The 22,370-nt window shown below is 73.1% G+C and carries 17 protein-coding genes, 1 tRNA gene and 1 riboswitch; of the genes, 10 read left to right on the top strand and 8 right to left on the bottom strand.

Annotated features, from left to right (window positions below):
* Positions 1 to 6: 6 nt before the first annotated feature.
* Positions 7 to 1,596, bottom strand: a complete 1,590-nt coding sequence (locus tag AW27_RS01515) for a sigma-70 family RNA polymerase sigma factor (protein WP_037917236.1) — start codon at positions 1,594 to 1,596, stop codon at positions 7 to 9.
* A 531-nt stretch (positions 1,597 to 2,127) separates the two neighbouring features.
* Positions 2,128 to 3,465, bottom strand: coding sequence for a glycoside hydrolase family 18 protein (locus AW27_RS01510; protein WP_037917239.1), 1,338 nt, complete (start codon positions 3,463 to 3,465; stop codon positions 2,128 to 2,130).
* A gap of 200 nt (positions 3,466 to 3,665) precedes the next feature.
* Between AW27_RS01510 and AW27_RS01505 the strand changes: the two genes are divergently transcribed.
* The 4 genes from AW27_RS01505 (at position 3,666) to AW27_RS01490 (ending at position 6,912) form a co-directional block, all read left to right on the top strand.
* Positions 3,666 to 3,742: transfer RNA gene (locus AW27_RS01505), tRNA-Trp, on the top strand.
* 196 nt (positions 3,743 to 3,938) lie between these two features.
* A riboswitch (cobalamin riboswitch) is annotated at positions 3,939 to 4,018 on the top strand.
* A gap of 61 nt (positions 4,019 to 4,079) precedes the next feature.
* Positions 4,080 to 5,069, top strand: coding sequence for an ABC transporter substrate-binding protein (locus AW27_RS01500; protein ID WP_037917241.1), 990 nt, complete (start codon positions 4,080 to 4,082; stop codon positions 5,067 to 5,069).
* Positions 5,033 to 6,094, top strand: a complete 1,062-nt coding sequence (locus tag AW27_RS01495) for a FecCD family ABC transporter permease (protein ID WP_037917243.1) — start codon at positions 5,033 to 5,035, stop codon at positions 6,092 to 6,094. The genes AW27_RS01500 and AW27_RS01495 overlap by 37 nt, the downstream gene beginning before the upstream one ends.
* Positions 6,091 to 6,912: an ABC transporter ATP-binding protein gene (locus AW27_RS01490; RefSeq protein WP_370466450.1), complete on the top strand. Its 822-nt coding sequence runs from the start codon at positions 6,091 to 6,093 to the stop codon at positions 6,910 to 6,912. The genes AW27_RS01495 and AW27_RS01490 overlap by 4 nt, the downstream gene beginning before the upstream one ends.
* Before the next feature lie 81 nt (positions 6,913 to 6,993).
* Here the strand turns inward: AW27_RS01490 and AW27_RS01485 are convergent, their stop codons facing one another.
* Positions 6,994 to 8,817, bottom strand: coding sequence for a CocE/NonD family hydrolase (locus AW27_RS01485; protein ID WP_037917247.1), 1,824 nt, complete (start codon positions 8,815 to 8,817; stop codon positions 6,994 to 6,996).
* Between the two features lie 487 nt (positions 8,818 to 9,304).
* Here AW27_RS01485 and AW27_RS01480 point away from each other — a divergent pair, with 487 nt between their 5' ends.
* Positions 9,305 to 10,255, top strand: coding sequence for an aldo/keto reductase (locus AW27_RS01480; RefSeq protein WP_037917249.1), 951 nt, complete (start codon positions 9,305 to 9,307; stop codon positions 10,253 to 10,255).
* A gap of 78 nt (positions 10,256 to 10,333) precedes the next feature.
* On the opposite strand, the gene AW27_RS01475 is transcribed toward AW27_RS01480, so the two are convergent.
* The gene (locus tag AW27_RS01475) at positions 10,334 to 11,206 is read right to left on the bottom strand and encodes an ABC transporter permease (protein WP_037917251.1); all 873 of its coding nucleotides are present in this window, start codon (positions 11,204 to 11,206) and stop codon (positions 10,334 to 10,336) included.
* Entirely contained in the window at positions 11,203 to 14,016 is a 2,814-nt protein-coding gene (locus AW27_RS01470) for an alpha/beta fold hydrolase (protein ID WP_037917253.1), read from the bottom strand. The genes AW27_RS01475 and AW27_RS01470 overlap by 4 nt, the downstream gene beginning before the upstream one ends.
* A gap of 150 nt (positions 14,017 to 14,166) precedes the next feature.
* Between AW27_RS01470 and AW27_RS01465 the strand changes: the two genes are divergently transcribed.
* The 5 genes from AW27_RS01465 to AW27_RS01445 all read left to right on the top strand — a co-directional run bounded on the left by AW27_RS01465 (position 14,167) and on the right by AW27_RS01445 (position 18,252).
* Positions 14,167 to 15,702, top strand: a complete 1,536-nt coding sequence (locus AW27_RS01465; protein ID WP_037917255.1) for an ATP-dependent DNA ligase — start codon at positions 14,167 to 14,169, stop codon at positions 15,700 to 15,702.
* A gap of 106 nt (positions 15,703 to 15,808) precedes the next feature.
* A complete protein-coding gene (locus tag AW27_RS01460) occupies positions 15,809 to 16,441 on the top strand; it encodes a helix-turn-helix domain-containing protein (RefSeq protein WP_037917257.1) in 633 nt (210 codons plus the stop codon).
* Positions 16,442 to 16,459: 18 nt separating this feature from the next.
* A complete protein-coding gene (locus AW27_RS01455; protein WP_172671265.1) occupies positions 16,460 to 16,624 on the top strand; it encodes a DUF6126 family protein in 165 nt (54 codons plus the stop codon).
* Between the two features lie 69 nt (positions 16,625 to 16,693).
* Entirely contained in the window at positions 16,694 to 17,776 is a 1,083-nt protein-coding gene (locus AW27_RS01450) for an NAD(P)H-dependent amine dehydrogenase family protein (RefSeq protein ID WP_037917259.1), read from the top strand.
* The gene (locus AW27_RS01445; RefSeq protein WP_037917262.1) at positions 17,773 to 18,252 is read left to right on the top strand and encodes a carboxymuconolactone decarboxylase family protein; all 480 of its coding nucleotides are present in this window, start codon (positions 17,773 to 17,775) and stop codon (positions 18,250 to 18,252) included. Before AW27_RS01450 ends, AW27_RS01445 begins: the two co-directional genes overlap by 4 nt.
* Positions 18,253 to 18,399: 147 nt before the next feature.
* On the opposite strand, the gene AW27_RS01440 is transcribed toward AW27_RS01445, so the two are convergent.
* From AW27_RS01440 to AW27_RS01430, 3 genes are all read right to left on the bottom strand, one after another.
* On the bottom strand, positions 18,400 to 20,052 hold the full coding sequence (locus tag AW27_RS01440) for a GMC oxidoreductase (RefSeq protein WP_037917265.1): 1,653 nt from the start codon (positions 20,050 to 20,052) through the stop codon (positions 18,400 to 18,402).
* Positions 20,053 to 20,142: 90 nt separating this feature from the next.
* A complete protein-coding gene (locus AW27_RS01435) occupies positions 20,143 to 20,769 on the bottom strand; it encodes a DUF6629 family protein (protein ID WP_037917267.1) in 627 nt (208 codons plus the stop codon).
* Positions 20,770 to 20,773: 4 nt separating this feature from the next.
* Positions 20,774 to 22,282 (bottom strand): MFS transporter, encoded by a 1,509-nt coding sequence (locus AW27_RS01430; RefSeq protein WP_052030142.1) that lies wholly within the window; start codon positions 22,280 to 22,282, stop codon positions 20,774 to 20,776.
* Between the last annotated feature and the right edge of the window lie 88 nt (positions 22,283 to 22,370).

Raw genomic sequence — 22,370 nt, 5'->3', positions numbered from 1 at the left:
GGCCGCCTACCGCGCGCCGAAGTTCTGCGTCCACCAGGGGCCGCCCGCCCCCTGGTGGATGCCCACGCCGATGTCCTTGAAGGAGCAGTTGAGGATGTTCTCCCGGTGCCCGGTGCTCTTCATCCAGGAGTCCATCACCGACTTCGCCGTCTGCTGGCCCTTCGCGATGTTCTCGCCGTACGTCGACCAGCGGTAGCCGGCCGCCGTCGTGCGGTCCCCGGGGTCCTCTCCGTCCGGGTTGGTGTGGTCGAAGAAGCCCCGTGCGGCCATGTCGTCGGAGTGTTCCTGCGCCGCAGCCCGCAGCTTCGGGTCCTCCTTGAGGGGCCCACAGCCTGCCGCCGCCCGCTCGGTGTTGACCAGGGCCACCACCTGGCCGGTGATACCCGGCGGCGCGGGGGCCGGCTTGGGCGACGAGGCCCGCGGGCTGGGCGGGCTGCTGCGCCGCGGTGTGGGGCTCGGACTCGGCGAAGGGCTCGCCGGGGCGGAGGGGGACGGGGAGGCCGACTCCGAAGGGGTTCCGGCGGACTCGGTCGCCGAGAGGACGGCCACCGGCGCCGCGGACGCCCCGCCTTCGTCCTTCGGGCTCCCCGAACCGGGCAGGCCTCCGAGGTACACCAGGCCGCCGCCCGCGACGCAGGCGGCGACCACCGCGCCGCCGACCACCCGGCGGCGGCTCCGCCGCCGCTTGCGCAGCGCGCCCCGGCCACCGGTACCGGCCACCGGAGTGAGCTGCGTCGCCGCCTCACCGAATCCGCCGTCGGCGCCGTTCGCGGAGACCGCCTCGTCCGCGAAGGAAGCCGGGGCGAAGCCTGCCGTACGCACCCCCGCGAGCAGGGCCGCCGAGACCGGGACGAGGGCCAGCCCGGCCAGCAGCCCCTCCGCCGGGACCAGGCCGCTCCACAGCCCGGAGCACCGGACGCACTCGCGGGCGTGACGGGCTATTCGCTTGCGCCACAGCGCCGACGGCTGCCCGTCCCAGCCTGCCAGCACGGTCCGCAGCTCCCCGCAACCCGGTTGGGCGTCCAGGGCGCGCTCGACCACCCGCGCCGCCTCCAGCTGCGCCTTCATCCGCTGCACCCGGACCGCCGTGTGCTGGGGGGACAGCTCCAGCGCCGAGGCCACTTCCGCCCGGGTCAGCTCCCCGGCGCACTCCAGCCACCACAGCGACAGCAGCGCCCGGTCGTCGGGTTCCAGCCAGCGCGTCGCCCGGGCCGTCTCGCGTCGCTGGCCCGCCAGGTTGAGGCGTACGACGGTCAGGTCGACGAAGTCCGCGCCCGGGTCGGCCACGGCGCAGGCCGACTCCAGGGAGCTCTCGCCGAAGCCGCTCTGCCGGGCCTGCCAGTGCGCCCGCACCCGGTTCATCGCGATGGCCACCAGCCAGGACCGGAAGGACTCGTCCGCGCGCAGACCGCCCAGTCCGTCCAGGGCCCGCAGCATCGTGTCCTGCACCACGTCGTCCACGTCGCAGGAGCCGTTCAGGGCCCGACCGACGATGTTGTAGACGAGCGGGAGGTGGGCGCCGACGAGCTCGTCCTGCGCGCGGGGATCGCCCCGGCGCGCCGCTGCCACCAGCGCTGCGGTGTGCTGAGTAGTCATGTGAATGTCCCTGTCCGTACCGGCGGTCGATGATGCCCGATGCATGGGAGACCGCGGAGGGGGGCCCCGATAACAGTTAATCGGAAGAATTTTCCCGGAGGCCATTTCCGGGCACCCACCGGGGTCACGGCAGGGGCGCCGGTGGCTCGGCCGCCGCGTGCAGGGAGGGCGCGTACGAGGCGTTCCCCTCGTCGTCCAGGGCGCGGCCGCGGGGGCGGACCACCTCCGCCTGCGCGCAGAGCGGCTGCCCGGCCGGACACCGGGCAGGGGCGGAGCGGTGAGCGGGCCCCCGACCAGGTCCGCTCCGGTGGCACGGGTTGCGGATCAGTGACCCGGCCCGGCGGTGATGGTGGTGACGGCCGCCGCTTCGGATCGGCCGCCGCTTCGGATCGGCCGCCGCTTCGGATCGGGCGGCGTCAGAGGGCGGGGAGGCGGCCCGCCCGTGCCGTCGCGCCCGTCCGGGTCCTGCGGGGGGCGTACGTGGAGGGGCGCCGCCGGGCCGGACGGATCTCCACGGCCCGGCGGCGCCGGTCAGCGGCCCCGCAGGCCCCGGTCGACGGCCGTCATCAGCTCACCGTCCGCGGTGTCGGCGTCGAGCGACCAGAACATCGCCCCGCCCAGGCCCATTTCGCGGATGTATCCGGTCTTGACGCGCAGCACCCGGGGGTCGTCGTACGTCCACAGGGTGGTGCCGTCGAACAGCCAGGCGTGCCCGCCGCGCCTGTCCCGGTGGACCTGGTAGGCGCCCGAATCGGCGAGCTTCTTCAGAGCCTTGTAGTCCTCGTATCCGGCGGCCCAGGTGGCCGGGGCGGGTCCGGTGGCGGGCCGGCCCATTCCGTCCCCGCCGCCGACGACACCGGTCCAGCCCTGTCCGTAGAACGGCATGCCCATCACGAGCTTGTGCGCGGGCGCCCCGCGCCGCTTCCAGGCCTCGACGGTGCCGTGGACGCTGAAGTCGTCACGGGCGTACAGAGCCGACTGCTGTGCGGTCCGCGGTTCGCCGGAGACGTGGAAGTCGTATCCCTGGAGGTTGACGAAATCCAGGTCGCGCATGATCCGGCGGACGTCGAAGCCGGCGTCGATCTTGGCGGGCGCGGTCGGGACGAAGGCGGTCAGCTCGTACCTGGCCTTCTTCCGGCTCCGTGCGTACGCGTCGAGCTGGGTGCGGAACTCCTTGACGAGCGCGGTGAAGTTGCGCTTGTCCTCGGGCCGGTACTTCGTGTCGGTGTCGCCCGCGGAGCCGGGCCACTCCCAGTCGAGGTCGATGCCGTCGAACACGTCGGCGGCGGCTCCGGCACCACCGCGCGTGCCGTCCTGGGGGAGGTTGCCCTTGATGTACAGGTCGATGCAGGACGCGACGAGGGCCTTGCGGGAGGCCGGGGTGAGCGCGGCGTCGGAGAAGTGGGTGGACCAGCTCCAGCCGCCCAGCGAGATCAGCACCTTCAGGCCGGGGTGCTTGGCCTTCAGCTCGCGCAGCTGGTTGAAGTTGCCGGCGAGCGGCTGGTCCCAGGTGTCGGCGACCCCGTCGACGGAGTTCGCGGCATCGAGCGGACGGGCGTAGTCGGCCCAGGCGTCGGCCTTTCCGGGGACGTTCCCGGTGAAGCACCTGCCCTCCGCACTGACGTTGCCGAAGGCGTAGTTGATGTGGGTGAGCTTGCCGGCCGAGCCGTTCGCGTCGAGGTCCTGGACCTGGAAGTCCCGTCCGTAGACGCCCCATTGCGTGAAGTAGCCGACCTTCCTGTACGAGCGGCCCGACCCGCCTGCGGCGGATGCGTCGGCGTCCGCGCCCACGGCAGCGGGGGCGAAGGCGGTCAGCAGGGAGAGGGAACAGGCGGCTACGGCCAGTCTGCCGAGCATGCTGCGGCGCATGGGCTTCCTTTGCGGAGGCGAGGAGTGGGCGTGGGCGCGTGCGGCTGTGCACGCCGGAAACTATTGGTCTGGACCAGGGTGGTCAAGGGGGCGGCCGGAACTCGACCCCACCACGGAGCTCTGCCGCTGACTCCGTTCGGCGGCGCGCCGGAAACCCGTTGGATCGCCGGGCCCGACCGTGCCATGGTGGGACGCGTCGAAGGGGTGTAGCTCAGTCGGTCAGAGCAACGGTCTCCAAAACCGTAGGCCGCAGGTTCGAATCCTGCCGCCCCTGCCATCGGTTCGGACCGCCGGTCCGCCGGGCCTGAGTCGTCGGGAACCCGGCCCGACGGCGCGTCGGCGGGAGTGCGCCGTACGGACCGGACCCGGCACGCACGGCGCCGTACCGCCCGCAAGCCCGGACTTCGGACGCCCGCCCCCCGCCCCACGTGCGGGTTCTGGCAGACTGGGGCGCACAACCAGGCGGTGCAGGACAGGAAACCGGTGCGATTCCGGTACGGTCCCGCCACTGTGACCGGCCGTCTCCGCGCGGGACACCGGGAGTCAGACACTGACGCACCGCCTCTGCCCTTCACGTCGACCAGGGGACGCGGATCCCCCGGAGAGGCCCCGCCATGTCGCGTTCCCGCGCCGCCCTGCGCGCGTTCACCCCCCTCGCACTCCTGATGTCCCTGACCGCCTGCGCCGGTACCCCCGGCGCCGGGCCGCAGGCAGCCTCGGCGGACGCCGCCCCCGGCTTCCCGTACACCGTCACCAACTGCGGTGTGAGCAGCACCTACCAGGCCCCGCCCCGGCGGGCGGTCACCATGAACCAGCACGCCACCGAGCTCTTGCTCGCCCTCGGCCTGGACGACCGCATCGCCGGCACCGCCTACCTCGACGACGCCGTACTGCCCGCCTACAAGCCGGCCTACGACAAGATCAAGGTGCTGGCCGAGGAATACCCCTCCAAGGAGGTCCTGCTCGGCGCCGACCCGGACTTCGTCTACGGCGGCTATGCCAGCGCCTTCGACAAGACACAGGGCCGTGACCGCGAGGGCCTCGCCACGTCCGGCATCGGCTCCCGCCTCAACGTGGAGTACTGCACGGAGGGGGCCGTCGGCCTCGACCAGCTCAAGACCGAGATCACCGAGGTCGCACGGACCTTCGGGGTGCCCGACCGCGGAGCGCGGCTCATCGAGGACGAACAGCGCCGGATCGACGCCGTGACCGCACGCGTCAAGGACCGGCCCCGCCCGACCGTCTTCGCCTACGACTCCGGCGAGGCCACCGCCGCCACCTCCGGAGGCAACGGCGTGGGCAACGAGATCATCTCCCTCGCAGGCGGCACGAACGTCTTCGCCGACCTCGACGACACCTTCGGCGACGTCGCCTGGGAGAAGGTCATCGAGCGCAAGCCCGAGGTCGTCCTCATCTACGACTACGGCGGCACCACCGTCGAGGCCAAGAAACAGCGCCTGCTGGACGACCCTGCGCTCGCCGAGGTGCCCGCCGTCAAGAACCGGAGGTTCGTCGTACTGCCGCTGTCCTCGGCCGTCCTCGGCGTCCGGGTCGCCGACGCCGTGGAATCGCTGGGGAGCCAGCTCCACCCGAATCCCGCGTGAGGCTCCGCACCGGCGCGGTCCTCGCCGCCCTCGCCGCCGCGTTCGCCGTTTCGGCGGTCGCCGGCCTGGCACTGGGGCCCGTACGGATCGCCCCCGACCGCGTGCTCGACATCGTCGTCCGAGGCCTGACGGGGGACCGGCCCGCCGGCGCCTTCGCCTCCATTGTGTGGGACGTGCGGATGCCGAGGATCCTCCTCGGCGCCGTCGTCGGAGCCGGCCTCGCGGTGGCGGGCACCGTGCTCCAGGCCCTCGTGCGCAACCAGCTCGCCGACCCGTTCCTCCTCGGAGCCTCCTCCGGGGCCTCCGCCGGAGCCGTCCTCGTGATCGTCTTCGGCACGGCCGCGGCCGGATTCGGCATGGGCGTACCACTGGCCGCCTTCGCGGGCTCGATGGCCGCGCTCGTCGCCGTCTACGCGATGGCCCGGCGCGGCGGCACCATGACCACGGGCCGGCTGGTCCTGGCCGGCGTGGCCGTCCAGTACATCCTGTCCGCCCTCACCAGCCTGGTCCTGGTGCTCGCCGCGCACCCCGACCAGATCCGCTCCGTGCTGTTCTGGACCCTCGGCGGCCTCGGCGGGGCACGCTGGGACGAGCTGGCCCTGCCGACCATCGCACTGCTCGTCGGCGGGGCCCTGCTCCTCACCCTCGCCCGGCCGCTCGACCTGCTCCTCGCCGGGGAGGAGGGCGCGCACACGCTGGGACTGGACACCGGACGTTTCCGCGCCGCGGTGTTCGTCCTGACCTCCCTCGTCATCGGCGTGCTCGTCGCGTGCAGCGGGGCCATCGGCTTTGTCGGACTGATGGTCCCGCACGCCGCCCGGATGGCCGTGGGCGCCGGCCACCGGGCGCTGCTGCCCGTCGCCGCACTGGGCGGGGCGGTGTTCCTGCTCCTGGCCGACCTGATCGCCCGCACGGCCGCCGCCCCCGAGGAGATACCGGTGGGGGTGGTCACCGCGCTCGTCGGCGGGCCGTTCTTCCTCTGGATGCTGCGTCGCTCCAGCCGTACCGAAGGGGTGACCGGGTGACCGGGAGCGGGCCGGCCGGGCCGGTGGAACTCGCGGTGGAGGGCGTGCGCTACGAGACCGACGGGCACACGCTGCTGCACGGGATCGACCTCACCGCCAGGCCCGGCGAGACGGTCGGAGTGGTCGGCCCCAACGGCAGCGGCAAAACCAGCCTGTTGCGCTGCGTCCACGGGGCCCTGCGGGCGACCGCCGGGCGGGTGCTGCTGGACGGGGCCGACGCCCGCAGCCTCACCGTCAAGGAACGGGCACGGCGCGTGGCGGTGGTGCCGCAGGACGCGACCGGTACGTTCGGGCTCACCGTGCGCGAGGTCGCCGCCATGGGACGCAGCCCGCACAAGCGCTTCTGGGAACAGGACGGCCCGTACGACCGGCAGTGCGTCACCGCGGCCCTGGAGACCGTGGGGGCGGGTGCCTTCGCCTCCCGCCGCTTCGACGAGCTGTCCGGAGGTGAGAGACAGCGGGTCCTGGTGGCGCGGTCCCTCGTCCAGGACCCTGGACTGCTCGCCCTCGACGAGCCGACCAACCACCTCGACATCCGCTACCAGCTGGAGGTGCTCGGCCTGGTCAGGGCGCTGCCGGCCACCAGCCTCCTCGTCCTGCACGACCTGAACCTCGCGGCCGCCTTCTGCGACCGGCTCTACGTCCTCGGGGCCGGCCGGGTCGCCGCCTCGGGGCCACCGGCCGAGGTGCTCACCGAGGAACTGCTGGCCGAGGTGTATCGCGTGCGGGCCCGCATCGAGGTCCACCCCGACACGGGCGCGCCCAACGTCGTCTACCTGCCCGAGGCGGCGGGCTCCTGGCGGAGTGCTGCGGGGTGATGGACCGGGCCGGGACGGTGGCGAAGCCCAGGGCGACACCGTTCCCGGCCGACCCGGCCGGGGCGCTCCTGCCGTGCGGGGCTATCCCAGGGGCAGGACCAGGCGGGCGGAGGTGTCCTCGGCGGCGGTGAGCGTGATGCTGTGGGCAGCGCCGTCGCCCGCGTCGGAGTAGAGCTGGTCCTTGCTGTTCACCACGAGCATGAGCCGGTGGTTCGGGGCGAGGTCGTAGCCGGCGGCCTGGAGGTGCCAGGTGGCCCTGCGGTCCTCGCCGGGGGCGAGCTCTCGCAGCGTGAAGGGCTCGTGCGTGATGATGCGGGCGGTGTCGTCGGGGGCGACGTCGAACAGATAGGCCACCAGGGTCGCGTCCGGGGCGGAGCTGCGCACGGTCAGCGTCAGCTGGGGTACACCGCGGATGCGGCGGCCCGTCTGGAGCGGGCCGCTGGTCCACACGGCGAGGTGCCGGCGGTCGAAGGTGCCCGTGGGGTAGGGCTTCGGGTTGCCCTTCCACTCCGCCTGGCCCGTGGTGATGATGGCGTCGACCGCGGTGGCGGCCGTGATCTGCCCGGCCGTGAACTCGCGCTTCCAGCCCGTCTCCGGCGCGGTGCCGAGGCCGCCGTCACGGCGGTCCGTGGAGGAGGCGGTGAGGTACCAGGATTCGGTGGAGGCGGTGACGTCCGCCCAGGACTGCGCCGCTTCGCGGACGGCCGGTTCGGTGATGACGCGCTGGCCGGTCCCGGGGTCGGGTTCGGTCCGGTAGGTGAACATGATCTGGTTGCTCAGCGGCGTCCAGCCGGGAACGCCGTTGTCGGCCCCGAGCAGGTGGTGGTCGAGCCAGGCGAACGCCTCCTCGACGGGCAGGTTCGGCCCGCTGAACGGGATGGTGAGGCCGGCGCCCTCGGGCGCGGCGTGGTCGCCGATCCAGAGGTTGAGCCGCTTGGGCACGGTCAGCCGCTCGAAGTGCTCGATGGCCTGGTTGGCCGGGAACAGCGTTTCGTGCCAGGTGTTGGAGATGAAGGTGGGGACGCCGCGGGCGTTGGTCCGGTCGGCGTACGAGGACGGGGAGCGCTTCTTGCCCCAGGCCACCACGCCTTCGAGGTTCTCGCCGGCCAGGAAGTCCTCGAGGATCTGCCGGGTGGCCGGGTCGAACTTCCGCTCGATCGGCCCCCCGGTGAAGTCGATCAAGGCCTGTACGGCCTTCATGTGCCGGGTGTCGTTCTGGTAGAGGCTGTCGGCCAGGTCGCCCCACGTGCTCAGGGCCACGACCGCGTCCACGCGGCCGGTCGGGTCGTGGGCCGCCACCAGCTGGCTGATCCCGGATCCGTAGGACTCGCCGAGGAAGGCGATCCTGCTCGGTGCGAAGTGCTGCTGGGCGTAGTCGATGACGGTGGAGCCGTCGGCCCAGTCCGAAGGGCCGGCCACGTCGATCGTGCCGCCGGAGGTCCAGGGCGCGTCCGCGAAGGAGCCGTCTGAGACGGGGAAGGTGAGGCCGATTCCGCGCGGAGTGTAGGCCAGGACGTGGTAGCCGCGGAGCGCCAGCTGGAGGTAGGCGTACTCGAAGATGATCCAGCCGAACGGAGTCCAACCCGACGGCACGATCACCACTGGGCGGGGCTCCGAGGTGTTGAGCCTGATGGTGTGGGCGGAGAGACTCACGCCGTCGTGGGTGGTGATGCGGGGAAAGCCGAAGGTCGCCTTCTGCCGCACCTGTTCCGTCAGCCGCTGGAGTTCGGGGGTGAGCAGCGGGGTCTCGGCCGTCCCGTTCAGCGTGGCGACCAGCGCCTCGGCGACGTTGACGGCGTCCGGGTCCACGGACGTGGCCGAGGTGTAGATGCCCTGCCCGGAGATCCGGATCAACTGGGCCGCGGTGACGGGGGTGATCGGGTTGTCGTCCTGCGAGTGGCTCACGAAGCCGTCCTCTCGAAATCGCAGACCGGGCGCGCCGGTCGGTGCCGTGGGGATCCGTTCTAGCCCTGTCGGTGGACCTCGTAGCGCATATCAGGACATCTCCGCTCTTGGTGACAGTCTGCGAGCTTCACTCGTCCAGACGGTTTGAACGCTCCCGGCCCGCCCGCGTCGAAGAAAACGGTCAAGGTATGCCATCAGGCGATCGCCCGCAGTCCCCGAGGGGTGGTGACTGATCGACCTGATCCGGCCGCAGGTATGCGGCAGAACGGGCGAGAGGGGTGGCAGGCGCCCCACTCGGCCGTTCTAGGCTGGCTCCTTGTCGTTTCCGAACATCGGACGGTCATGCGGGAGCGGGAGATGGCGTACGGCGGCGAAGATGAACGATTCCGCACAGGATGGCCGGGAGTCGAACGCGCCACGCGACCGCCCGACCCTAGACTGACGAGCTGTTGATCATGTACGCGTCGAGTCGGAGGAACGAACACACATGCGCCATCTCCCCCTGGGCAGTTCCGGTCTGCGAGTGTCCGCGGTCGGCCTCGGCTGCAACAACTTCGGCGGCCGGCTCGACGCCCGGGCCACCCGCGCCGTCGTCGACGCCGCCCTGGACGCGGGTGTCACGCTCCTCGACACCGCCGACATCTACGGCGGCGGGGGCGACTCCGAGCGGCACCTCGGGCAGGCCCTGAAGGGCCGTCGCGACCAGGTCGTCCTCGCCACCAAGTTCGGGTACGACGGCGTCGACATGAAGTACGGCCCCGCCGCCGGATCCCCCGGCGGCCGCGCCTACATCCGGCGCGCCGTCGAGGAGTCCCTGCGCAGGCTCGGAACCGACCGCATAGACCTGCTCCAGCTGCACAGCCACGACCCGGCCACCCCCATCACCGAGACGCTCGCCGCGCTCACCGAGCTCGTCGCCGAGGGCAAGGTCCGCTACGTCGGCCACTCCAACTTCTCCGGCTGGCAGCTCGCCGAAGCCGCCCACGTCGCCCGCGAGAGCGGATTCGTCCCCTTCGTGTCCGCGCAGAACGAGTGGTCGCTGCTGGAGCGGTCGGCCGAGCGCGAGCTGGTACCCGCGGCCCTGCACTACGGGGTCGGCGTACTCCCTTACTACCCGCTCGCCAACGGCCTGCTGACCGGCAAGATTCGCCGAGGCGCGCCCGTCCCGGCCGGCTCCCGCCTCGAAGGCAGGGACAGCTACCTCACCGAGGAGCGCCTCGACGTGGTCGAGGCGCTGGCCGCGATCGCGGAGAAGTACGGCCGCACGGTCCTGGAACTGGCCATCGGCTGGCTCTCCGGCCGGCCCGGCTGCGCCTCGGTGATCGCGGGCGCCACTTCCCCCGAGCAGATTCGGGCCAACGCCGCCGCCGGCGAACGCCCGCTGGACGCCGACCTGCTCGCCGAGATCGACGCGATCGCCCCGGCGGTCCCCGCGTAGGGCCATGCCCGGCAGACGAGCGCTCCCCGTGCCCCAAGGGCAGGAGGAGCGCTCGTCGAGCAGGCTGCCGGCCGCCCGTCAGGACACGATGTCCTTGCGGGAGAAGCCACGGAAGGCGAGGGCGAAGAGCACCAGCGCGTAGGACACCGAAACCACCGCCCCCTTCACCATGCCGCCCCACTCCAGCTGGGGTTGCAGGGCGTCCGCCCACGCGAACTGCCAGTGCGCCGGCAGGAACTCGCGCCAGGAGCCGAGCGCCGTCACCGCGTCCAGCACGTTGCCGACGATCGTCAGCCCGACCGCGCCGCCCACCGCACCCAACGGTGCGTCCGTCCGCGTGGAGAGCCAGAACGCCAGCCCTGCCGTCACCAGTTGCGACACGAACACGAAGGCGACCGCCAGCGCGAGCCGCGGCACCGTGTCCCCGGCCGCCAGCGCCCCGCCCGCCGGGAGCTTCAGCGGCCCCCACCCGTACGCGGCCGTGCCGGCGGCCAGCGCCACCACCGGCAGCAGCACGATCGCCGCCAGGCTGAAGCCCAGCGCCACCACCAGCTTGCTCCACAACAGCCGCGCCCGCGGCACCGGTGAGGCCAGCAGGTAGCGCAGCGAGGACCAGCTCGCCTCCGAGGCCACGGTGTCCCCGCAGAACAGCGCCACCGGCACCACCAGAAGGAAACCGGCCGAGACGAACAGACAGGTCGCGGCGAAGTTCGCGCCCGAGGCCGTGGCCGTGTCGATCAGGGTGATCCGGTTGCCACCGCCGCGCCGACTGCCCGGCCCGCCCCCCACCGCGAACGCGATGATCAGGATGAAGGGCAGGGCGGCCAGCACCCCGCCCATCACCAGGGTCCGCCGCCGGCGCCACTGCCGCAGCGCCTCCACACGCAGCGGGAGCGTCCGGCTCGCCCGGTAACCGGAAGCCGCCTCCCGCGCCGTCGTCGCCGTACTCACGCAGGGCCTCCGATCAGGGTGAGGAACGCGTCCTCCAGTCTGCGGTGCGGCCCCACTCCGGTCACCGGCACCTCCAGCCGCACGAGTTCAGCGATCAGCCCGGCGGGCGTCGCGCCTTCGAGCCGCACGAGCAGCCCGTCGTCCGCGACCACCACCGACCCCACGCCCTCCAGTGCCGCCACCTTCCCGACGGCCACCTCGTCCACCGGCTCCGCCAGCGTCACCAGCAGGGTGTCCCCGCCCCCGGTGATCTCTGCGACCTCGCCCGCCGCCACCCGCTGCCCGCGGTCCATGACCACCAGGTGCGTACAGGACTGCTCGACCTCCGACAGCAGGTGGCTGGAGACGATGACGGTCCGTCCGCCGGCCGCGTAGCGGATCATCACGTCCCGCATCTCGCGGATCTGCGGCGGGTCCAGCCCGTTCGTCGGTTCGTCGAGGATCAACAGGTCCGGCATCCCGAGCATCGCCTGCGCGATGGCGAGCCGCTGCCGCATGCCCTGGGAGTACGTGCGCACCGCGCGCTCCAGCGCGTCGCCGAGCCCCGCGATCTCCAGCGCCTCCGCCATGTGGGAATCACCGGCCGGGCGGCCGGTGGCCTGCCAATACAGCTCCAGATTGGCCCGGCCGGTCAGGTGCGGCAGGAATCCCGCGCCTTCGACGAAGGCCCCGACCCGCGACAGGACCGGCGCCCCGGCCCGCACGGGGTGCCCGAACACCCGGATCTCCCCGGCGTCCGGCGAGATCAGCCCCATCAGCATGCGCAGCGTGGTGGTCTTCCCGGCTCCGTTCGGCCCGAGCAGCCCCAGCACCTGCCCCTTCTCCACGCGCAGCGAGAGATCCCGTACCGCGTACCGGTCCTGCGACTTCGCGTACCGTTTCGTCAGCCCGGTGATCTGCAGCGGTACGTCGGCCAGCGCCGGGTCCGGCCGCGGTCCCCCGGACCGCGGCCCGGCCGCGCCCGCAGCGCCCCGGCCCGTCCTGCGGAACCCGAGCAGTGCCGCGGCCAGCGCCAGCGCGCCCAGCGGCAGGGCCCACGTCCAGGCGGGCAGTCCCGCCGTGGCCGTCCGCACCCGGGGCGCGACGGGCACGGCCAACGGGCCGTCCACCGAGACCGTGTAGCGGGCCGTCGCGGCCGGGCCGGCATAGCCGAGGTCCGTGGCGGCGACCACGAGACGCAGCCGGTGTCCGGCGGTGACGGAGTGGTCGATCGCGGGCAGCCTCATCCGCACGGTGGCGCCCTGCTGCGCGTTCTCCACCCGCAGCGGGGCGACCAGCTGGGAAGGCAGGACCTGCTGCCGCCCGTCGGGCCCCACGTCGTACACCTTGCCGAACAGCACGGCGGAACCGTCCGCTGCCGTCGACCTCACCTTCAGCGTCACGGTCGGGCTGCCGGTGATCTGCAGGTCCCGGTCCAGCGGCGCCGACTCGAAGCGGGCGTTCTGCCCGGGGAAGTCCAGCGAGAACCCGGCCCCGAGGGAGGCGAGCTGCCCGCCGATGCCGGGCAGGGAGGACAGTGCGGGTGGCGCGCCGCCCGCCGGGTTGGTGAAGCTTTGCTCCCGCCCCGACAGGCTGAACTCCCTCGGGCCGGAAGTCAGCCCTGGGTAGCGGTCGCCGGTCGCGCCGCGCAGTATCACCTCGCCGTCCGTGGAGTCGATCCCCCCGGAGCGCGAGACCCGGAACGCCGGGCCGGTGTCAACGCCCTCGTCGCCCTTGAGATGGCGGTCGAACCAGGCGGCGACGCGGGCCTCCACCCGGTCCGCCTCGCGCATGCCGCCGTCGTGTCCGCCGGCCGCCCAGTCCACCGACACGGGCGCGCCGTTCGCCGTGATGGCCGCGGCCATGGCGTCGGCCTGGTCCAGCGGGAAGAGGGAGTCGTCCTGCCCCTGCACGATGAGGGCCGGCACCTTGATCCGGTCGGCGACCGCCGACGGACTGCGCGCCTCCAGCAGGGTGCGGGCCTCGGCGTCGGGCTTCCCGGCCACGGCGACGCGTTCGTACATCGCGCACAGCTCCGGGGTGAACCTCCCGCAGCCCGGAGCGGCCGGGGCACCGTCCTGGGACCCGGATCCGGTCGTGGACCCGGACCCGGACCCGGCGCCGGGCGCGGCCCCGTCCGTGCCCGGCGGCCGCGTGCCGCCGGTGTCCGGCGGCGCCGCTGCGGCGCGCTGCATCCCGTCGGCCGAGCCGGTGGTGAAGAAGATGCCGGACCACAGTTTCTTGAAGACCCCGCCGGGGAAGAGGGAGTCCGCGAGGTTCCAGTAGGTGATCGCCGGGGCGATCGCGTCCACGCGGCGGTCGTGACCGGCGGCCAGCAGCGAGACGGCACCGCCGTAGGAGGCCCCCGACACGCCGACGCGCGGGTCGCCGTCCGCGTCGAGCAGCACCTCGGGCCGGGCCGCGAGCCAGTCGATGAGCCGGGAGACGTCCTTGACCTCGTGCTCGGGGTCGTTCAGCCCGATCCGGCCGCCGGAGCGGCCGAAGCCGCGCGCCGACCAGGTCATGACGGCGTAGCCGTCGCGGGCCAGCCGCTCGGCCTGTGCGCGGACGTCGTCCTTGCTGCCACCGAAGCCGTGGGCGAGGAGCACGGCCGGCCGTCTCGCCCCACCGTCCTCCCCGCCGTCCGGGAGGAAGAAGGAGGTGTCGATGTCGGCACCGGGCATCTTCAGGACCTGGTCCTGGCGGTGCACGGCGGGCGTTCCGCCGGACGCGGACGCGGCCGTCCATGTACCGGCACCCGCCACGACGGCCAGGACGGCGGCGCCCGCGAGCAGGCGGTCTCGGCGGCGCCGGGGCATACGGAGCTTCATACGCGCACCCTAGACGCCCGCCACCCGGCCTCCGAGCACCCACAGGCGGATCCGGCGACCTTCTCAGGGACCAGTCCGCGGTGATCCCCTACCGCGCCCGCGGTACGGAGCCGACCTGCACGCCGCGCCGCCGGACGGCAGGATGGCCGCATGCTCCTGGCCGAGGTCGCCCGCGTGTCACGGGAAGTCGCCGCCACTTCCGCCCGCTCCCGCAAGACCGCCCTGCTCGCTGAGCTCTTCGCGGCCGCCCCGCCCGAGGAGGCCGGGCTGGCGATCTCCTACCTCTCCGGACGCCTGCCGCAGGGCCGTCCCGGGATCGGCTGGCGCACCCTGGCCCAGGAGACCGCACCGGCACCGGAACCCACCCTGACCCTCCGCGACGTCGACGCGGCGGTGAGCCGGCTCGCGGCGCAGGCCGGCACCGGGTCCGCCGCCCGGCGCAGCCGGATCGTCGCCGGGCTGCTCGGCGCCGCCACCGGGGCCGAGCAGGCCTTCCTGCGCAGTCTGCTGTCGGGCGAGGTGCGTCAGGGCGCGCTCGACGCGCTGGCCCTGGACGGCGTGGCCGCGGCCGCCGGAGTGCCCGCGGCGGAGCTGCGCCGCGCTGTGATGCTGGACGGCTCGCTTCCCCGGGTCGCCGAGGCGGCGTTGGCCCACGGGGCCGAGGCGCTGCGGGCCGTGACCGTGCGGGTGGGGCGGCCCGTACAGCCGATGCTGGCGGGCACGGCCGGATCGGTCGCCGAGGCGCTGGCCGCACTCGGACCGTGCGCGGTGGAGGAGAAGCTCGACGGGATCCGGGTGCAGGTCCACCGGGAGGGGGACGGCGTACGGGTCTACACGCGCTCCCTCGACGAGATCACCGAGCGGCTGCCGGAGGTCGCCGAACTGGCCCGGTCGCTGCCGGAGGACCGGTTCATCCTCGACGGGGAGGTGATCGGGCAGACGGCGGACGGTCGTCCCGTCCCCTTCCAGGACATTGCGAGCCGGGTCGGCTCCCGGGTGGACGTGGCGGCCGCCCGACGGACACTGCCGGTCGTCGCCCGCTTCTTCGACGTCCTGGCCGTCGGCGGCGACGTCCTCCTGGACCTCCCGGTCCGCGAGCGGTACGGGGCGCTGGCCGCCCTCGTGCCCGCAGCCGCCCGGGTCCGCCGCCTGGAGGTCCTCGACCCGGTGGCCCAGGGGGCCGAGGCCGCTGAGTTCTGGGCCGAGACCCTGCGCCGCGGCCACGAGGGTGCGGTGATCAAGGCCCTCGACTCGACGTACGCGGCCGGCCGGCGCGGCAAGCACTGGCTCAAGGTGAAGCCGGTGCACACGCTGGACCTGGTCGTGCTCGCCGCGGAATGGGGCCACGGGCGGCGCACCGGCCTCCTGTCGAACCTGCACCTCGGCGCGCGGGCCGCCGACGGGACCTACGCCATGCTCGGCAAGACGTTCAAGGGCCTCACGGACGAGATGCTGCGCTGGCAGACGGCGGCGCTGCGTGCGCTCGCCACCTCGGACGACGGTTTCACCGTGCGGGTCCGCCCCGAACTGGTGGTGGAGATCGCCTACGACGGGCTGCAACGTTCGGCGCGCTACCCGGCCGGAGTGGCTCTGCGCTTCGCGCGCGTGGTCAGGCACCGCCCGGACAAGGATGCGGGGCAGGCGGACACCGTCGAGACGGTGCTGGGCCGGGGGAACGCCCCCTGAAAGCGCCGGGGCGGGCCGAAGCGCCGGCCGGCGTCGCGGCCCCGGTCGACTTGCCTCAGAGGCAAGACGGTTTGCCAGGAAGGTAAGAGTCTGACTCAATCGGGGCATGACGCCCGGTCCCACCCCCGACCGCCCGGACGGCGCGGCCGACCAGCTGCCCGCCGTGGCGCCGCAGCTGCGCGAGCTGCGCCGACGTGCCGGCCTCACCCTGGAGGCCGCCGCAGCGCGGGCCCGGCTCTCGCCCGCCCACCTGTCCCGCCTGGAGACCGGCCGGCGTCAGCCTTCGCTGCCGCTCCTGCTGGGGCTCGCCCGCACCTACGGTACGACGGTCTCCGAACTGCTCGGCGAGGCCTCCCCGGCGGCCGACCCCATCGTACGGGCCGGCGGTCCGGCCGCCCGCGAGGCCGACGGCTGGACGTACCGGCAGGCGGGCGGGGCAGGGCGGGGGATGCAGGCACTGCGCGTCCGCGTGCCGTACGGCCGCGGCCCCGGGGAACTGGTTCGCGTCCATCCCGGCGAGGAATGGCTGTACGTCCTGGAGGGGCGGCTGCGCCTGCACCTGGGCGAGGCCGAGTACCTGCTGGAGCCCGGGGACAGCGCGCACTTCGACTCCCTCACCCCGCACCGGATCGGTGCCGCCTCCACCGGCGGAGCCGACCTGCTGTTCGTCCACACCCTGCTCCAGAGCAGCCTCGCCGGGCTGTGTCTCGGCGGGGCCGCGTCCACCACGCACCACTGATAGGCGAGGAGCCCGTCCATGGCCCCCGTGACCCCCGCGGACAAGCCCGTCGGCGTACGCGCGCGCTTCGAGGCCAAGTTCCCGCGCGGCCTGATCATCCGCCTGATCGCCTACCTCTTCGTCGGCCACCTCTTCGCCTTCTTCGTCTACCTCCTCTTCGTCCTGGGCGGCCAGAACCAGTAACACCCGGAGCGTGAGGGTTCGGGCCGCGCGGCTATGGAAAGGTGCGGGGACGGTGGCTACCCTCCGCGCATGATTCCCACGGTTGTCTGGGGCACCGGCAACGTCGGCCGTCTGGCCATCCGCGCCGTTGCGGCCCATCCCGCGCTCGAACTGCGCGCAGTCATCGTCCACAATCCAGCCAAGATCGGCCGCGACGCGGGCGAACTCGGCGGCCTCGACCACCTGTTGGGCGTCGAGGCCACCGGCGACGCCGAAGCCGTACTGGCGGGCCGCCCCCGGGCGGTGGTGTACGCCGCGTCCGGGGACGTCCGCCCCGACGAGGCCCTCGCCGACATCACCCGGGCGATCCGGGCGGGTGCCGTCGTGGTCAGCCCGGCCCTCTACCCGCTCTACGACCACCGCAGTGCCCCACCGGAGTTCCGGGACCCGGTGCTGGCGGCCATCGCGGAGGGCGGCGGCTCGCTCTTCGCCTCCGGCGTCGACCCCGGCTGGGGCAACGACGTGCTCCCGCTCCTGCTCAGCGGCCTCGGCACCAGCATCGACGCCATCCGCTGCCAGGAGATCTTCGACTACTCCACCTACGACCAGCCGGACTCCGTCCGCGACCTCATCGGCATGGGGCATCCCATGGACTTCGAGCCGATGATGCTCATGCCGTCGGTTCCGACGATGGTCTGGGGCGGCCAGATACGGATGATGGCCAGGGCGCTCGGCGTCGAACTCGACGAGATCCGCGAGACGTCGGAGCGCCGCCCCCTCGACACCGCCGTGACCACCCGCACCATGGGCGATTTCGCTGCGGGCACCCAGGGTGCCATCCGCTTCGAGGTGCAGGGCATCGTCGGGGGCGAGCCCCGCATCGTCATCGAGCACGTCACCCGCATCCACCCCTCGTGCGCACCGGACTGGCCCGCCCCGCCGGACGGCGGCGACGGAGCCCACCGGGTCATCATCGAGGGCCGTCCCCGCATCGAGGTCACCGTCGAGGCCACCGACGAGGGCGAGAACCGCTCCGCGGGCGGCAACGCCACTGCCGTCGGCCGCCTCGTCGGCGCCGTCGACTGGCTCGTCGCGGCGGAGCCCGGACTCTACGACGCCCTCGACGTCCCGCTGCGCCCCGCCACCGGCAGACTCGGAAGGAAACCGTCATGAGGATCGACATCCCCGAAGGCCAGCACCCGATCGAGTACGTGTGGGGCGACATGGTGCCCGGGATCGGCATGGCCGCCGCCAACTTCTCCCTGTCGGTGTACGCCCACACCACCCTGGGGCTGCGCGAGTTCGAGGCCGCCCGGCTGCGCGTCGCACAGATCAACGGGTGCGTCTTCTGCCTGGACTGGCGTACCGAGCGGGACGGGCAGAAGGTCGAGGAGGAGTTCGCCGACGCGGTCACCGAGTGGCGCACCACCGAGGCGTTCGACGGGCGCACCCGGCTGGCCGCGGAGTACGCCGAGCGGTACACCCTCGACCACCACGGGCTCGACGACGAGTTCTGGGACCGGATGACCGCGCACTACAGCCAGCTGGAGATCGTGGAACTCACGATGAGCATCGGGTCCTGGCTGGCCTTCGGGCGGCTGAACCACGTGCTGGGCCTCGACAGCGTCTGCGTGCTGCCGGGGCACTGAGCGGGGGGCCGGGCCGGGGCGGGGCGGCCGGGCTCGGCAGGGGCTCGGCCGGGCTCGGCCGGGTGCGAGTACGGGGCCGTTCGGGTGTGAGTACGGGGCCGTTCGGCGGATCCGAACGGCCCCGGCCGCTGGGGGGAGGACGCGGCCCTACGGGAGGTCTGTCGCGATGATCTTCTCGATGTTGCGCTCGGCGAGCGCGGTGATGGTGACGAACGGGTTCACGCTGGCGTTTCCGGGGATCAGCGCGCCGTCGATCACGTACAGGCCGGTGTATCCGTGCAGCCGGCCGTAGTTGTCGGTGGCCCGGTCCAGGACGGCGCCGCCGAGCGGGTGATAGGTGAGGGTGTCGTTCCAGATCTTGTTTCCGCCGAACAGGTCGGTGCGGTAGATCGTCCCCTCCTTCGAGTTGATTTTGTCGAAGATGGTCCTGGCCATGGTGATGGACGGCTGCTTCCAAGCCGTCTGCCAGCTCAGGTCCGCCCGGCCGGCCGCCGCGTTCCAGGTGAACTCGGCGCGGTGGGGGTTCTTCGTGATCGACAGGTAGAAGGAGGCGTAGGTCTCGATCCCGGTGGGCAGCGGGGCGACCTCGGCGAAGGCGCCGCCGGCGTCCCAGTTGTCGATCCCGGAGCAGGGGATGGTCGACTGGAGCCGGCCGGTCGGGTCCCACATGTGGTTGGCCCGGCCGCACATGACATTGCCGTTCTCGCCCCAGCCCTTGCCCACCTCGCCGTTGAGGTTCGGCAGTGCCCCGGTCGCCTTCAGCTTGACCAGGAGCGTGCTGGTGCCGACGCTGCCGGCGGCGAAGAACACCCGGTCGGCGATGACGGTCTTGGCAGCCACCGTGGTGCCGGTGGTGTCGATCTGGTCGATCGCGACCGTGTAGCCGCCGCCCGCGGCGGGGGAGACCGCGGTGACCTTGTGCAGCGGCGATACGGTGACCCTGCCGGTGGCCCGGGCCTGGGCCAGGTACGTCTGCACCAGCGACTTCTTGCCGTGGTTGTTGCCGTAGAGGATCTCCCCGGCCAGCGCGGACCTGGTGGCGGTGCCGTCCGCCTCCCGCTTCATGTAGTCCCAGTCGTAGACGTCGGGCACGAAGGTCCAGGCGAAGCCGGACCGCTGGGCGTGCTTGCGGCCGACGCGGGAGAACTGGTAGCAGTCGGCGGTGTCGAACCAGGCCGGGTCGACCATCCCGACCCCGAGTCCGGCGTTGGCCCTCGGGTAGTAGGTGTCGTACATCTCGCCGGCGTCGACGGAGGGGAGGACGGCGGCGAAGTTCGCGCGCTTGGGCGTGACGGCCATACCGCCGTTGACCAGCGAACCGCCTCCGACGCCGCGCCCCTGGTAGACCGTGATGCCGGCGAAGTCCTCGGCGTCCAGGATTCCGGTGTACCGGGGGACGTCCTTGTCGAGGGGGAAGCCGAGGAAGTTGCTGAGCGGGGCCTTGGTCCGGGTCCGGAGCCAGAAGGAGCGGTAGTCCGGGCTGGTCACCTTGGGGAAGATCTTGCCGTCAGGGCCCGGGGTGTCCCAGTTCATGCCCATCTCGACCATCTGCACGTCCACACCCGCCTGGGCCAACCGCAGCGCCGCGACCGAACCCCCGTAACCGGTGCCGATGACGAGGGCGGGCACCCGGGCGCCGTCCGCGATCGGTCCGGATGAAGCCGCGGGCGTCGTGGCGGCCTGGGCCGGCGAGATGTGGCCGGCCAGGGCCACGGCTCCAATAATGAAACCTGTTCTACCCAGGAATCCGCGGCGTGAAATTCCATTTACGCTCTTTTCGGGAGGTGCATTGTCACCCATAAGGCGTCCTCGCTCTCGCTGGAATAAGAACGAGTTCTACTGCTGTCCGCATGTGAAGTCACTACATACGTCCAGAAAACTTTCGGCCGATCAGCCGCTCCCCGCGGCCGGCTGCCGGTCCCGGACCCAGCCCAGCACCAGCAGCGAGGCCACCGCGGCGAAGGCACACCAGGTGGAGGCGAATTCCAGCCGCCACAGCGCCGCGCAGGCCAGGGCTCCCGCCGCCAGCACCGAGCCGAGGGCCCGCAGCCACCGGTCCCGGGCGAGCAGCAGGGCGCCCAGAGTGGCGAACAGGTAGCCCGTCAGGACCAGGGGCGTCCAGGCGACATGCACCTCGTAACCGAGGGTGCGGCCCCGGATCTCGGCGCTCACCGGCCCGGTCGCGAGGGCGTGCACGAGTACCGCGGCCGTCACGCCTCCGACCGCCACCGGCGCCCACAGGCGCCGCCGTGCCCCCGGCGCGGCGGCGAGCAGCACCCCGACCGGGACCCACACCGGCAGCAGGGGAAGGGCGATCACGGCCCAGGCTGTGGCGGCCGCAGAGCAGCCGCCGCCCGACTCCCAGACCGCGGCCTCCACCAGCTGGTGCACGCCCAGCAGCAGCGGCAGGGCCGCGACGGCAAGATCGCGGGCCCGGCGCACGCGTGCCAGGCACACGACCCCTACGGCGGCGACCGCCGTGCCGGCCACCAGATCGGCCGTCGCGCTCCAGCACACGGGATCAGCCCGGCGTCGTGGGCCCACCCCGCTCGCGGGGTTCGAGCGGCGGCGAGGACAGCGCGCAGTGCGTGTGGCACTGCGGGTGGCACCTGGCCGGTGCGGGGGAGCGCACGGTCGCCCAGGCGACGGCGGCGCCGGCCACGAGGGCCCCGGCACACCAGGGCATCGCACGGCCGAAGGCGGCGTCGAACTGGGCCGCCGACAGGTACGACTCGGGGCCCATCCCGGCCAGCAGCGGCAGGGCCGCCACCGCGATCAGGCCGGCCGCGCGGGCGGCGGCGTTGTTGATGCCGCTGGCCAGGCCCGCCCGTCCCGGGTCCACCGAGGACAGCACGGTCGCCGTCAGCGGAGCCACCAGGGCCACCATCCCCAGCCCCATCACCACCATCGCGGGCAGTACGTCCGCGACATACGAGGCCCCCGGGCCCACCCGCAGCGTCAGCAGGGTCCCGGCCGCGCACAGCACGGGCCCCACGGTGAGCGGCAGGCGCGGCCCGATCCGCTCGCCGATCTCCCCCGAACGGGCCGACAGCAGCAGCATCAGCAAGGTGGTCGGCAGCAGGGCGGCCCCGGCGCCCAGCGCCGAATACCCGGCCACGACCTGGAGCTGGAGCACGACGAGGAAGAAGAAGCCGCTGAAGGCCGCGTACACGCACAGGGTGACGAGGTTGACGGCCGTGAACTGCCGGGAGGCGAACATCTGCGGCGGCACCATGGGATCGGCCCGGTGCCGCTCCACCCAGACGAAGGCGACGCCGAGCAGTACACCGCCCACCGCGGCGGCGATCACGGGGGCGGTGCCCGACGAGGCCTCGATCAGCGCGTAGGTGACCAGTCCCAGCGAGCCCGCGCCGAGCAGCGCGCCCGCCGCGTCGAAGCGGCCGTGCGCCAGCGGGTCCCGTGACTCCGGGACATGCCGCAGGGCCACCGGGACGCACAGCGCGGCCACCGGCACGTTGAGCAGGAACACCCACCGCCAGCCGGGCCCGTCCACCAGCCAGCCGCCGAGGAAGGGCCCCACCGCCGCGCCGACGCCGCCCAGCCCCGACCACAGGCCCACCGCGCGGCCCCGGTCCCCGGCCCGGATCGAGCCCTGGATCAGGGCGAGGGAGCCGGGCGTGAGCAGCGCGCCGCCGATGCCCTGCAGGGCCCGGGCGGCCACCAGCACCGCGGCGTTCGGGGCGAGCCCGCACAGCAGGGAGCCCACCGCGAACCACGCCGTGCCCAGCACGAAGATCCGGCGCCGGCCGAAGCGGTCGCCGAGCGCTCCGCCGACCAGGATCAGTCCGGCGAGGGTCAGCAGATAGGCGTTGACCGTCCACTGGAGCGCCGCGAGATCGGCGCCGAGATCCTCCCCGATGCGGGGGAGCGCCACATTCACCACGGTCGAGTCGAGCAGGGCCATGGTCGAGCCGAGCGCCGTGGCCAGCAGGATCCACCGTCCGCGCGCCGAGGCGAGCGGGACGGCGGGCTCGGGCGGTGCGTCGGGCGACTCGGCCGGCACGGTCATGCCTTCAGGCTGGCCCGCCCGGCGCGGAAGGGCCAGTGGGCGGCCCGAGCCGGCGCTGCCGGGCACGGCTCATAAGGCCCTCTTGTAA

Source organism: Streptomyces sp. PCS3-D2, from assembly GCF_000612545.2.
Lineage (GTDB): Bacteria > Actinomycetota > Actinomycetes > Streptomycetales > Streptomycetaceae > Streptomyces.
Note: the sequence above shows the minus strand (reverse complement) of the source record. Positions and strands in the feature narration are given on the sequence as shown.